This window comes from Brevundimonas sp. KH_025 (genome assembly GCF_057839885.1).
This window is the reverse complement of sequence record NZ_CM174501.1, coordinates 743723-756890: the sequence shown is the minus strand read 5'-3', so window position 1 is coordinate 756890 and position 13168 is coordinate 743723. Positions and strand designations below refer to the sequence as shown.

Here is a 13168-nt window from a genome sequence, read left to right as displayed (position 1 = left end):
GCCCGTTCCATGAGCTTCCCGTCGTCCCGCCTCGATCGCCGCGCCCTGCTGACGGGCCTGGTCGTCGCGCCCGCCGTCCTCAGCTTCGGCCAGGCGCGGGCGGGCGGGGCCTATCTGTTCCCGCTCGGCGTCGCCAGCGGCGACCCGGCGCCCGACGGCTTCGTCATCTGGACCCGTCTGGCCGCCGATCCGCTGACGCCCGACGGCATGGGCGGCCTGTCCGCGCCCGTCCCGGTGCGGTGGGAAGTCGCCGCCGACGACCAGTTCCGCCGCATCGCCGCCTCGGGCCAATTCGTCGCCAGCGCCGACGCCGCCCACAGCGTTCATGTCGAGGTCGCGGGCCTGCGCCCCGACCGGCCCTACTGGTATCGCTTCACCGCCCAGGGCCAGCAGAGCCCCGCCGGCCGCGCCCGCACCACGCCCGCCGCCGGCGCCCATCTGGACAAGCTGCGGCTGGCCGTCGCCTCCTGCTCGCACTGGGAGCGCGGCTATTTCAGCGCCTATGGCCACATGGCTGACGAGGCGCCGGACCTGACCCTGTTCCTGGGCGACTACATCTATGAATACAGCCTGGGGCCGGACCGCGCCGATCAGGTGGTGCGCCCCTATAATCTGGAAGAGGCGACGACGCTGGCGGGCTATCGCAACCGCTACGCCCTGCACCGCACCGACGCCGACCTGCAACGCCTGCACGCCGCCGCCCCCTGCCTCGCCGTCTGGGACGACCATGAGGTCCAGGACGACTATTCCGGCGTCTGGTCCAAGGTTTCAGGCGTCTCGCCGCGCGACTTCCTGCAACGCCGCGCCGCCGCATACCAAGCCTTCTTCGAGGCCATGCCGATCCGCCGCACGCAGCTGAGCGCGGCGATGCAGACGCCGATCTATCGCCGCATCCGCTATGGCCAGCTGGCCGAGTTCTTCATGCTCGACGGGCGTCAGCACCGCTCGAAACAGCCGTGCAGCGACGGCGCGAACGGCGGCAAGGGTCAGATCGTCGCCGACAGCGCCTGCGCCGACCGCCTCGATCCCTCGCGCACCTTCCTCGGCTTCGAGCAGGAGCGCTGGCTCTACGACAACCTGGCGCAGTCGCAGGCCCGGTGGAACATCATGGGCCAGAACCTGGTCATGGCGGGGCTGCGTCTCGGCGGAGCGGCCGGCTCCGAGCCGCGCTACTGGACCGACACCTGGGACGGCTTCCCCGCCGCTCGCGACCGACTGACCGGCGCCCTGGCGGCCATCAAGCCGCAGAACCCGGTCGTCCTCAGCGGCGACTACCACTCCTTCTGGACCAATGACGTCAAGGCCGACAGCCGCGATCCCAGCTCGCCGACCCTGGCCACCGAGTTCGTCGGCACCTCCATCACCTCGACCGGCCCGACCTATGACGGGCTGATGGCCACCATGCCGAACAACCCCCAGGTCAAATTCTTCGACAGTCGCGTGCGCGGCTATATGGCCATAGACGTCGAGCGTGACCGCATGAGCACGCGCTATCGCGCCATCTCGGACGTGCGCGATCCCAAGGCCTCGATCTCGACGCTCAAGTCCTGGGTGGTCGAGGCCGGAAAACCCGGCGCGGTCGAAGCATGACCCTCAGGAGCCCCCTCATGTCGCCCATGCCCCGCCTCAGCGCCGCCGTGATCGCCGCCGCCTTTGCCCTCGGCGGCTGCGCCGGTCAGGTCGAGGCGCCGCAGGTCGTCGCCGCGGTTCCGGCCTCTGGCCCCGCGACCTTCTGGACCGGCTTCCGCGATCATCCGCACGGCTATCTGACGGCCGAGAACACGCCGAACGCCGCCAACTTCCTGCCGCCGCCGCCCGCCGAAGGCTCGCTGCGCGAACAGGCCGACATCGCCGCCTATCGCGAAATGCGCGCGCTGGAAGGGACGGAACGCTGGGCCATCGCCCGCGCCGACAACGAGATCGAGACGCCCGGCGCGCCGCGCGCCTTCGACTGCGCCCTCGGCTTCAAGTTCGAGCCCGAGAAGATGCCGACCCTCACCCTGCTGATGGGCAAGATGCTGGGCGATCTGGAGATGATCCAGACCCCGGCCAAGAGGGGCTGGTTCCGCAAGCGTCCCTTCGTGGTCGAATCCCTGCCGACCTGCATCGCGCCGGAAAGCTGGCTGGCGGCCAGCGGCTCCTATCCGTCCGGCCATTCGGCCCTGGGCTGGGCCTGGTCTCTGGTGCTGGCCGAACTGGCGCCCGACCGCGCCGATCAGATCCTGCGACGCGGGCTGGCCTACGGCGAAAGCCGAGCGGTCTGCGGCGTCCACTATCCCAGCGATGTCGAGGCGGGCCGCGTCGTCGGCGCCACCATCGTCACCCGGCTGAAAGCCGATCCGGCCTTCCAGGCCGACTTCGCCAAGGCCAAGGTCGAGTTCGAGGCCGCCCGCGCGGCGGCGACCGAGGCCACGGCCGCCTGTCCGGCCTCGCTGGCCCGGACGCCCTGGTGAGCCGCCCATATTGAATGGTGCGATCGAAAACGAATGACGTAGGCTGACAAAGAGCAGCGGTCGAAACGGGAGGCGAGACGGCGTGAAAAAGGGCGTGGGGAGGGACGCGTTGAACCGACTGCAGCGGACGCTGCTGGCGACGGCGCTGCTTGTCGTCCTGACGATTCTTGCGCCGTTCGGATCGCACAACGCCGTCGCCGCGCCCGTTCGCGACCGTCTGGTGCTGGGCCTGCCGCTGGAGCCGCCGAACCTCGACCCGACCTCGGGCGCCGCCGCCGCCGTGGACGAGGTGGTCTACGGCAACGTCTTCGAGGGCCTGACCAAACTGACCCAGAACGGCGCCGTGGCCCCGGCGCTGGCCGAGTCATGGGAGGCCGCGCCCGACGGCCTCAGCTGGACCTTCCACCTGCGGCGCGGCGTGACCTTCCAGGACGGCGCGCCGTTCGACGCCTCGACCGCCAAGGTCTCGCTGGACCGGATCACGGCCGCGGGTTCGACCAATGCCCAGAAGGCCCTGTTTGCACCGATCCAGAGCGTCGAGGTCGTCGATCCGGCGACCATCCGCATCCGCCTGTCGCGACCGATGGCGACCCTGCCCTATGTCCTGGCCTGGGGCGATGCGGTCATGGTCTCGCCGAAGAGCGCGGCGACCAATGCGGTCGCGCCCGTCGGCACCGGCCCCTTCCGCTTTGAAAGCTGGCAGCGCGGCAGCCAGCTGACCCTGACCCGCTGGCCCGGTTACTGGGGCGCCGCCCCCCGCCTGAATACCGTCGTCTTCCGCTTCATCAGCGACCCGACGGCCGCCTTCGCCGCTGTCAGCGCCGGCGACGTGGACGCCTTCCCCAACTATCCCGCGCCCGAGAACGTCGCCCAGTTCCAGCGCGACCCGCGCTTCCGCGTCGTCGTCGGCGCGTCCGAGGGCAAGGTCATCCTGGGGATCAACAACACCAAGGCGCCGTTCAACGATGTCCGAGTGCGCCGCGCCCTATCCCACGCCATCGACCGCGACGCCCTGATCCAGGGGGCCATGTTCGGTTTCGGCCAGCCGATCGGCAGCCACTATTCGCGCCAGGCGCCGGGCTACGTCGACCTGACCGGCGCCTATCCGCACGATGTCGCCAAGGCGCGTCGTTTGCTGGCCGAGGCGGGCTATCCCAACGGCATCGATGTCACCCTGCGCCTGCCGCCCCGCCCCTATGCCCGACGCAGCGGCGAGGTGCTGGCCTCGCAACTGGCCCAGGCCGGCATCCGCGTGAAGATCGAGAACCTGGAATGGGCCCAGTGGCTGGACCAGGTGTTCAAACGCCGCCAGTTCGACCTGACCATCGTCGAACATGTCGAGCCGATGGATTACGACATCTATGGCCGCAAGGACTACTACTTCGGCTACGACAGCCCCGCCTTCGACGCCCTGCTGGCCCAGGTTCAGGCCGCCCCGGACGAGCCGACGCGGCTGCGTCTGCTGGGCGATCTGCAACGCCGCATCAGCGAGGACGCGGTCAACGGCTTCCTGTTCCAGTCCTCGCGCATCGGCGTGTGGAAGGCGCACCTGAACGGCCTGTGGATCAACGCCCCCATCGCCGCCAACGACGTGTCGGGGGCCTACTTCACCGGCGCGGGCGCGGCTGGCGCGGCGACCGCCGAACGCACAGGCGGCGGCCTGCCCTGGGGCTGGATCAGCCTGATCGCGGGCGTCGCGCTGCTGGCCTTCGTCGGCTGGCGCTTCGGCATCAGCTGGCTGCTGCGCAAGCTGGGCGGCCACGCCCTGACGTTGGCGGCGGCGACCGTCGTCATCTTCCTGCTGCTGCAGGTCGTGCCGGGCGATCCGGCCAGCTACATGATGGGGCTGAACGCCAGCCCCGAGTCCGTCGCCGCCCTGCGTCAGCAGATGGGGCTGGAGGGGTCCGGCGTCGAACGCTACCTCGCCTGGCTGGGCGACCTGCTGACCGGCCAATTCGGGACCAGCTACACCTATCAGGTGCCGGTCGGCGGCTTGATCCTTGAACGTCTGGCCGTGTCCGCGCCCCTGGCCATGATGGCCACGATCCTGTCGCTGGCCGTCGCCCTGCCCATCGGCGTCATGGCCGCCAGCTGTCGCGGCACCGCGGTCGACACCGGCCTGATCGGCGTCACTCAAGTGGGCGTCGCCCTGCCCAATTTCTGGATCGCCATGCTGCTGATCCTGCTGTTCTCGGTGAATCTGGGCTGGTTCTCGGCGGGCGGCTTCCCCGGCTGGAGCCAAGGCTTCTGGCCCGCCTTCAAGGCCCTGATCTTGCCCGCCGTGGCCCTGGCCGCGCCGCAGGCCGCCATTCTCGCGCGCGTCCTGAGGACCGCCCTGCTGGACACGATGAACGAGGACTATGTTCGCACCGCCCGCGCCAAGGGTCTGTCGGTCAATCAGGCCCTATGGCGACACGCCCTGAGGAACGCCTGGATCCCGGTCCTGACCATTCTGGGGCTCCAGTTTCCCTTCCTCTTGGCGGGCGGCATCATCATCGAGAACGTCTTTTCCCTGCCCGGCCTCGGTCGTCTGGTCTTCCAGGCCATCACCCAGCGCGACCTGATCGTGGTGCAGGGCGTGGTCGTGGTGCTGGTCTTCGCCGTGGTTCTGGTCAGCTTCCTGATCGACCTGGCCTATCTGTTTGCTGATCCGCGCCTGAGGGGACGCCGCGCATGACCGACGCCCCCGCTCCCCTCGCCTTGGCCGCCAAGCCCCGCGCCCGCTGGCCGCTGTCATTGATCGTCGGCGGCGCGCTGACCATCGTGGTGATCCTGACCGCCCTGATCGCCTTCGTCTGGACGCCCTATGACGTCGAGGCGGTGAACATCGCCGCCAAGCTGACCGCCCCCAACGCCGCCCACCCGTTCGGCACGGACCATTTCGGCCGCGACGTCCTGTCGATGATCATGGTCGGGGCGCAGAATTCTCTGGCCGTGGCCCTGGTCGCGGTCGGCATCGGCGCCGGGGTCGGCGTGCCTCTGGGTCTGACCGCGGCGGCGCGCGGCGGCTGGGTCGACGAGCTGGTGATGCGCAGCAACGACCTGATCTTCGCCTTCCCCGCCCTGCTGCTGGCGGTGATGATCACCGCCGTCTTCGGTCCCGGCGCGATCAACGCCGTCATCGCCATCGGCCTGTTCAACATCCCGGTCTTCACCCGCGTGGCGCGCGGCGCGGCCCTGGGCCTGTGGACCCGCGAATACGTTCTGGCGGCGCGCACGGCGGGCAAGTCCAAGACGCTGATTTCCGTCCAGCACATCCTGCCCAATCTGATGAGCCTGCTGGTCGTGCAGGCGGCGATCCAGTTCGCGGTCGGCATCGTGGCCGAGGCGGGGCTGTCCTACGTCGGCCTCGGCGCCCAGCCGCCCATGCCCAGCTGGGGCCGGATGCTGGCCGAGGCCCAGACCATGATCGGCTTCGCCCCCTGGCTGGCTGTCATGCCCGGCCTGGCCATCTTCGTCACCGTGCTGGGCCTCAGCCTGACCGGCGACGGCCTGCGCGACCTGTTCGACCCGCGCGTGCGGCGGGAGCGTTGAGCATGAGCGTCCTGACTATCCGCGACCTCAGCCTGTCAATCGGTTCGACGCCGATCCTGAAAGAGGTCAGCCTATCCGTCGCCCCCGGCGAAATCCTCGGCCTCGTGGGCGAAAGCGGCTCGGGCAAGTCGATGACGGCGCTGGCCGTGCTGGGCCTGACGCCGCCGCGCGCGACCATGACCGGCGAGATCCATCTGAACGGCCAGCTCATCTCGGGCGCGTCCGACGCGGCCTTGCAGAAGGTGCGCGGCCGCGATGTCGGCATCATCTTCCAGGAGCCGATGACGGCCCTGAACCCCGTCATGACCATCGGCGATCAGGTCGCCGAGACGGTGCGCCTGCACAAGGGCGCCTCCCGCAAGGAGGCCCTCGCCGTCGCCCGCGCCGTGCTGGACCGGGTCGGCCTGCCTGCCCAGCGCTTCCCGCTGGGTCGCTTCCCGCATGAACTGTCGGGCGGTCAGAGGCAGCGCGTGGCCATCGCCATCGCCATCGCCCTGACGCCCAAGCTGCTGATCGCCGACGAGGCGACGACAGCGCTGGACGTGACGACGCAGGCCCAGGTGCTGGAGTTGTTGAAGCGTCTGGTGCGCGAGGACGGCATGGGGCTGATCCTGATCACCCACGACCTCGCCGTAGTGGCCGAAACCGCCGACCGGGTGGCGGTGATGAAGGACGGCGAACTGGTCGAAGAGGGCGACACGCGCCGCATCTTCACCGGCATGACCCACCCCTATTCGCAGCGGCTTCTGGCCAATGCGACCCACGCCCCGACGCGCAAGGCCGCCGTCCAGCACGACGCCCCGCCGGTGCTGCAGGTCGAGGGCCTGGTGCGCGAGTACGCCGGCGCCCGCCGTCTGTTCGGCAAGGCCGAGGCCTTCCGCGCCGTGGACGAGGTCAGCCTGACCATTCAGCCGGGCGAGAGCGTCGGTCTGGTCGGAGAAAGCGGCTGCGGCAAGTCCACCTTGCTGCGCGCCATCCTGGCGCTGGAGACGCCGCAAGCCGGCCGGGTTCTGGTCCGAGGCCGCGACATCACTTCGGCCAAGGGCGCGGCGCTGAAGGCCATCCGACGCGACATTCAGGTGGTGTTCCAGGACCCCTATGGCAGTTTCGATCCACGCTGGACGGTGGCCCGGCTGGTGGCCGAAAACTTCCATTTGCTGGACCAGACGCCCTCGCCCGCGGAGGCCCGTCGCCGCGTCGATCAGATGCTGGAGCAGGTCGGCCTGCCCGCCTCGGCCGGCGACAAGTATCCGCACGAGTTTTCCGGCGGTCAGCGCCAGCGCATCGCCATCGCCCGCGCGCTAATCACCGACCCGGCGGTCATCGCCCTAGATGAGGCCGTGTCGGCGCTGGACGTGTCGATCCGGGCGCAGATCCTCGACCTGCTGGCCGACCTGTCCAGCCGCCTGGGCCTGTCCTATCTGTTCGTCACCCACGACCTGACCGTGGTGCGCGCCGTGACCGACCGGCTGCTGGTCATGCAGGCGGGGCGGATCGTGGAACAGGGCGACACGGCCGCCGTCTTCGCCGCCCCTTCGCACCCCTATACGCAGAAACTTCTGGCGGCGACGCCGGATCTGGCCCGAAATATCGGCGCGCTCGACGCCGCCCATAAGGAGACCGTTCGATGAACCGCAGAACCCTGCTCGGCTCGGCCCTGATCGGCGGCGCAGCAACCGCCGCCGGCGCGGCCGCCGCCGCCCCCAACACCGAGCAAGCCGCCGCCCCGCGCGCGTCGGGCCGCACCGGCCCGCTGAACCTGATCACCGACGTCGAGGGCATTAAGATCGGTCAGGCCCATGACGCCGGCGTCCGGACCGGCGTCACCGTCATCCTGGCCGAGAAGCCCGCCGTGGCCGCCGTGGACGTGCGCGGCGGCGGTCCCGCCGGGCGCGAGACCGACGTGCTGAAGCCCGAAAATCTGGTTCAGGAAGTGGACGCCATCGTCCTGTCGGGCGGCTCGGTCTACGGCCTGGCCTCGGGCGACGGCATCGCCGCCTGGATGGGGATGCGCGGGCGCGGCTATGGCATGGGGGGCGCGCCCGGCGTGCCGCCCTCGCCCATCGTCCCGACCGCCTGCCTCTATGATCTGGCCAATGGCGGCAACAAGAAGTGGGAGATGGACCCGCCCTATCGCCGCCTCGCCGTCGAGGCGCTGGAGGCGGCGGGCGACCGCTTTGACCTCGGCACCGCCGGCGCTGGCTATGGCGCAGAAGCCGGCGCGCTGAAGGGCGGCATCGGCTCGGCTTCGGCCGTCATGGCCAACGGCTGGACGGTCGGGGCCATCGTCGCGGTCAACAGCGTCGGCGCGGTCGTCGCGCCCAACGGCAAGACCTTCTGGGCCTCGCCGTTCGAGATCGGCGACGAGTTCGGCGGTCTGGGCTCGGCCGGTCTGGCCGCCTCGGCCGAGGACTGGGGTCTGTCGAAAGGCCGCATCCGCCCGCGCGAGAACACCACCCTGGCCTGCATCGCCACCGACGTGGCCCTGACCCGCGTGGAGTGCCAACGCCTGGCCATCATGGCCCAGGACGGCATGGCCCGCGCCATCCGCCCCAGCCACGCCCCTTACGACGGCGACACCCTGTTCTGCCTGTCGACCGGCAAGAAGCAGATCGAGAACCCGGCCATGCGTCAGATCGCGGTGGCCCAGTTGGGCAATGTCGCCGCCGACGTCCTGACCCGCGCCATCGCGCGCGGCGTCTATCACGCGACCAACTACGACGGTCAGACCGGCCAGACCTGGCGGGAGCTGTAAGCCCCCGCCCGGCGGCTGAAGCCTACAGCTAGTCGTCGCTGCCGATCGGGGCGCCGGGGGGAATGGGCTGAACCGCCCGCTCCCCTTCGGTCAGGGCCTTCAGGTCCTCGACGGGGCCGGTCAACAGGCCGCCCAGATAGACGCACTGCGCCGTCTCCAGCCGATCGCCGCGGCAGCGTTTCAGCTGCTCGCCGAAACGCCGCGCATGATCGCGCACCGCGCCTTGCGCCGTGGACGACAGCTCCTTGCCCTGGATCAGGACCGCCAGGTTGGTGACATAGCGCGCGCGGACGGCGCGGCGCAGCTCCATCTGACGCGGGCTCAGCGCCTGACCGGCGCCGACCGCGAGGGCGATCCGGTCCAGCGTCTCCGGCAGTCCCAGCTGGCCGGCGTCGCGACGCTGCTGCTCGATCAGACGGTTCAGGCGCGCGGGGGCCAGGACGGATTCGAACACCACCTCCGACGCCGTCGCCGCCGCCGTGGACGGGTCGAACACCGCGTCGGTCTTGCCCTTGAACAGTTCGATCTCGGTCTGGCGGTCGCCCTCGCCCGACTGGACCGAGGACAGCAGGTCGATCAACGGATCGCGCAGGTCGAGGACCTCCGGCGACAGCCCCTGCATCAGGGCCTCCAGCGCCGCACGCTGGCGCTCGGCGGGGACGACCCTGGCCGTCTCGGTCCCGTCGCCCTTGATCGCATAGGCATAGTCCACGCCCGCGATCAGCCGCGCCACAGCCGTGGTCTGATAGCGGTGATAGAGGTAGATGGGCACGATGACCCGCTGCAGGTCCGCCGCCGCGGCGCCGTCAGGGATGTTGTCCAGACCGAAGCGATCCAGGGCGATCTTGCGCACCGCCATGACGTTGGCGAACTCGGCGACCGGATTGGTCCCATTGTCCCACATGGCGGCATAGGGCTGGGCGCTGCCCAGCGGCCGGGTGTCGGAATCCGAGACGAAGCGATAGCCCCGCGTTTGCGCGTCCGCGACCAGGGCCGCGCGCCGCGCCGCCTCGTCCTGACCGGGCTTGGCCGCGCCATACAGCCAGTCGATGACGAAGTCGTCCCAGGCGCCGACGCCGCTGGTATAGGCGTGGCTGAAGTCCAGTTCGCCGCCGTTCGCCTTCACCCAGGGGGCCGGATAATCCATGACCGAGGCCCGGTCGGCGAAGGTGCTGGCCGCGAAATTGTGGGAAATGCCCAGGGCGTGACCGATCTCGTGCGCCGACAGGTGGCGCAGGCGCTGATAGGCCAGACGGTCGGGATCGTCCTGACCACCCGTGCCGCTCCTGGCGACGCCGACCAGACCCTCGAAGATCATCTTGTCCTGACGGTCGCGCAGCGACCCCAGTTGCACCACGCCGCGCACGATCTCGCCGGTGCGCGGATCGTCCACGCTGGTGCCGGTGGACCAGCCGCGCGACTCGCGGTGGACCCAGGACACGATGCTGTAGCGGGCGTCCATCGGATGCGCCCCCTCGGGCAGCAACTCGACCCGGAAGGCGTCCACATAGCCGGCCTTGTCAAAGGCTTGCGCCCACCAGCCGCCGCCCTCGATCAGGGCCTGCTGGATAGCGGGCGGGGCGGCGCGGTCGACATAGAAGACGATGGGTTTCTTGACCGGCGAACGCGCGGCGCCCGGATCGGTCTTCTCCAGCCGGAAGCGGCGCGCCAGACGGCTGACCACCGGCTGATCCAGATCCGCAGCGAAATCCGTCACCAGAACCTGGCCCGAGGTGCCCGTGCGCGGATCGTGCGGCGCCGTGACGAAGCCGTCGTCCGGCAGGCGGATGAACGAGTGGCGGACCGCCAGCGTTACCGAGCGGGCCTCGGGCGCGAGGCGCGACAGCTCCATGCCCGGCTCGTCGCTGGTATAGGTCTGGACCGTCTGGAACTCGACGTTGTCGGGGAAGACCAGGGTCTGATCCAGGTCGGCGTAGCCCAGGGTCGGGGCCAGTTTGAACGTCCCCTGCCGCCCGCGCTTCAGCCGCCCGGCGGCGTTCAGGGCGTCGCGTTCCAAGAAGCCCGTCAGGTCCACCGTCACCGAGCCGTCGGCCTGGGTCTCGGCTGCGTCGCCCGCCCAGACGATGGAGGGCGAGAAGGAGGCCGTCACCGCATTCTGCTGATCCGCCCCGGCGCCCACGGCGCTGAACCGGGTGTTCTCGAACCGGGCCAGGACGCGATTGCCGACCTTCTGGAAGGCGAGGATCTGGGTCTGGCCCAGACCCGAGCGATCCAGCCCGACGCCGTCCATGCCCAGACCCGCCGAAATACCCGGCTGATAGAGGTAGCGCCCCAGCACACCATCGGCGCCCGGCGCGGGCAAGCGCACCAGAACCTTGCCCTTTTCACGGTCCAGACGAACCCCGAACAACCCGTCCTGGAAGGACGAAGTCGCCGCCGGTCTTGCCGGCGCCACCTGCGCGCTCGCCGTCCCCGCCGCAGCCATGATCAGGCCAGCGGCCCCCGCCAGCAGAATCTTACGCATAACGCCCCCTCTCAGAGATCTATCGAACGCCCAGAGCCAAGGCGTCGGGCCGACGCGTGTCGGCCGCGCCCAGGAATCGGTCGCCCTCGATCATGATGGACTGGGTGCTGCCCATTGTCATGGACGGCCGGACCGTGTGGCCGCGCGCCGCCAACAGGCGTTCGACGTCGGGCGAGAAGCCGCCTTCCAGTTCCAGCGGACTGTCGCCCCCGGCCTGATTCAGGCGCGGACGCATGGCCGCCTCGGCGATGTTCAGCTGGTGGTCGATGACGTTGACGACCAGTTGCACCATGGTGGCGATGATATAGCCGCCGCCGGGCGTGCCCGTGACCAGCCAGGGCTTGTCGTCGTCAAACACGATCATCGGCGTGATGGTCGAGCCCAGTCGCTTGCCCGGCGCCGGCGCGTTCGGCTCGCCGCCCTCCTTGCCCCAGGAGAAGTTGTCGAGCGAGTTGTTCAGCAGGACGCCCGTCCCCGGCGCCGCAACGTGGGCCCCGTAAGAGTTGGACAGGGTGTAGGTGTTCGACACCGCATTGCCGTGGGCGTCGGCCACCGAATAGTGGGTCGTGTCCTGGCTCTCGTACGGATAGGGATTGCCCTCGGGGATGCTGGCTGCGTCCAGCGAGCGATCCATCGCGATCAGCCTGACCCGCTCGGCGGCGAATTCCTTGCTGGCCAGGCCGGTCGCGGGCGTACGCCACTGCGGCGCGCCGCCGATCAGGCGACGGTCCGAGGAGACGATCTTCATCGCTTCCGAAATCAGGTGCAGGCTGTCGACGCTGCCCCAGCGCAGGTCGCGCATGGGGAAGTGCTCCAGCAGGTTCAGCCCCTCGGCGACGCTGACGCCCGAGGCGGTCGGCGGCATGTAGGCGATGCGGTGATCGCGATAGGTGGACCAGATCGGCGCCGAGACGTCGGCGCGGTAATCGGCCAGATCCTGCTCGTCCATGATGCCGCCGCCGGCGCGCACGCCGGCGATGATCTTCTTGGCCAGTTCGCCGCGATAGAAGGCGTCGGCCCCGCCCTGCTGCACCTGACGCAGGCTCCAGGCCAGTTGCGGCTGCTTGAACAGTTCGCCCGCGCGATAGGGCGTGCCGTCGGCCTTCAGATAGGCTTCGCGCGCGCCGGGGTCGGTGGCCAGGACGCGGGCGCGGCCGGCGGTGGCGTCGGCCTCGCCGTCCGACAGGATCACGCCGTCCTCGGCCAGCTTGACCGAAGGGGCCACGACCTGGGCCCAGGTCAGGGCGCCGAAGCGCTTGTGCGCCTCCCACATGCCCGCGACGGTGCCCGGCACCGAGACGTTGCGGAAACCGGAGGGCGCGGCGCGGTCGAACTTGCCGTTGTCGTCCAGCAGCAGGTCGGGCGTCGTCGCGCGCGGGGCCGTGCCGTAATAGTTGATGGCGATGTCGGCGGCCGGGCGATCCGCCGTCGCGGCCATGTGCACGATCATGTAGCCGCCGCCGCCGATATTGCCGGCGCGCGGCAGGGTCACGGCCTCGGCGAAGGCCACGGCCACGGCGGCGTCCACCGCGTTGCCGCCCTGTTTCAGGATGTCGACGCCGACCTGGGTCGCCAGCGCGCTCTGGCTCACCACCATGCCGCCGCGACCGATCGTCGGGCTGTGGATCTGGCCGTAGTTGACGATGTCCCCGCCGCTGCCGACAGCGGGCCGGGTTTGGACCGGCGCCTGCTGGGCCATCGCGGGCGCAGCCGCCAACAGGGCCGCCGCAGCGACCACCAGAACCGTCATGTGAGAACGCATAGCCACCCCGTCACAATTGCAACCGCTCGGCCGAAACCCGAAAACAAAACTCGGCCGCCGCTCGCCACAAAAACCGAAGTTGAAGCGATAGCATTGCTTAAACACGAAGCTCAAGGGCGGTACGGGGTGATTATTTCGCTCAATATATTGAATAACAGCAATATTTTTGCATCGACGGT

General features: G+C 69.7%; 8 protein-coding genes. 6 read left to right on the top strand and 2 right to left on the bottom strand.

Annotated elements, in window-relative coordinates; all coding sequences use genetic code 11:
• Positions 1–9: 9 nt before the first annotated feature.
• From AC3IS2_RS03790 to AC3IS2_RS03765, 6 genes are all read left to right on the top strand, one after another.
• Complete coding sequence (locus AC3IS2_RS03790; protein ID WP_489199341.1) at positions 10–1590, top strand: alkaline phosphatase D family protein; 1581 nt, start codon at positions 10–12, stop codon at positions 1588–1590.
• A 17-nt stretch (positions 1591–1607) separates the two neighbouring features.
• Positions 1608–2453, top strand: coding sequence for an acid phosphatase (locus AC3IS2_RS03785; RefSeq protein WP_489199340.1), 846 nt, complete (start codon positions 1608–1610; stop codon positions 2451–2453).
• Positions 2454–2562: 109 nt separating this feature from the next.
• Positions 2563–5130: an ABC transporter substrate-binding protein gene (locus tag AC3IS2_RS03780; RefSeq protein WP_489199339.1), complete on the top strand. Its 2568-nt coding sequence runs from the start codon at positions 2563–2565 to the stop codon at positions 5128–5130.
• Complete coding sequence (locus tag AC3IS2_RS03775; RefSeq protein WP_489199338.1) at positions 5127–5987, top strand: ABC transporter permease; 861 nt, start codon at positions 5127–5129, stop codon at positions 5985–5987. Before AC3IS2_RS03780 ends, AC3IS2_RS03775 begins: the two co-directional genes overlap by 4 nt.
• A gap of 2 nt (positions 5988–5989) precedes the next feature.
• A complete protein-coding gene (locus AC3IS2_RS03770) occupies positions 5990–7618 on the top strand; it encodes an ABC transporter ATP-binding protein (RefSeq protein WP_489199337.1) in 1629 nt (542 codons plus the stop codon).
• On the top strand, positions 7615–8742 hold the full coding sequence (locus tag AC3IS2_RS03765) for a P1 family peptidase (protein WP_489199336.1): 1128 nt from the start codon (positions 7615–7617) through the stop codon (positions 8740–8742). Before AC3IS2_RS03770 ends, AC3IS2_RS03765 begins: the two co-directional genes overlap by 4 nt.
• Before the next feature lie 28 nt (positions 8743–8770).
• Here the strand turns inward: AC3IS2_RS03765 and AC3IS2_RS03760 are convergent, their stop codons facing one another.
• Both AC3IS2_RS03760 and ggt read right to left on the bottom strand, forming a co-directional pair.
• Positions 8771–11227, bottom strand: a complete 2457-nt coding sequence (locus AC3IS2_RS03760; RefSeq protein ID WP_489199335.1) for a zinc-dependent metalloprotease — start codon at positions 11225–11227, stop codon at positions 8771–8773.
• 19 nt (positions 11228–11246) lie between these two features.
• Positions 11247–12989, bottom strand: a complete 1743-nt coding sequence (gene ggt, locus AC3IS2_RS03755) for a gamma-glutamyltransferase (RefSeq protein ID WP_489199334.1) — start codon at positions 12987–12989, stop codon at positions 11247–11249.
• Positions 12990–13168 lie beyond the last annotated feature (179 nt).

Coding starts and splice junctions, on each gene's coding strand:
- AC3IS2_RS03790 (WP_489199341.1), top strand. CDS start 10: ATGAGCTTCCCGTCGTCCCGCCTCGATCGCCGCGCCCTGCTGACGGGC.
- AC3IS2_RS03785 (WP_489199340.1), top strand. CDS start 1,608: ATGTCGCCCATGCCCCGCCTCAGCGCCGCCGTGATCGCCGCCGCCTTT.
- AC3IS2_RS03775 (WP_489199338.1), top strand. CDS start 5,127: ATGACCGACGCCCCCGCTCCCCTCGCCTTGGCCGCCAAGCCCCGCGCC.
- AC3IS2_RS03770 (WP_489199337.1), top strand. CDS start 5,990: ATGAGCGTCCTGACTATCCGCGACCTCAGCCTGTCAATCGGTTCGACG.
- AC3IS2_RS03765 (WP_489199336.1), top strand. CDS start 7,615: ATGAACCGCAGAACCCTGCTCGGCTCGGCCCTGATCGGCGGCGCAGCA.
- AC3IS2_RS03760 (WP_489199335.1), bottom strand. CDS start 11,227: ATGCGTAAGATTCTGCTGGCGGGGGCCGCTGGCCTGATCATGGCTGCG.
- ggt (WP_489199334.1), bottom strand. CDS start 12,989: ATGCGTTCTCACATGACGGTTCTGGTGGTCGCTGCGGCGGCCCTGTTG.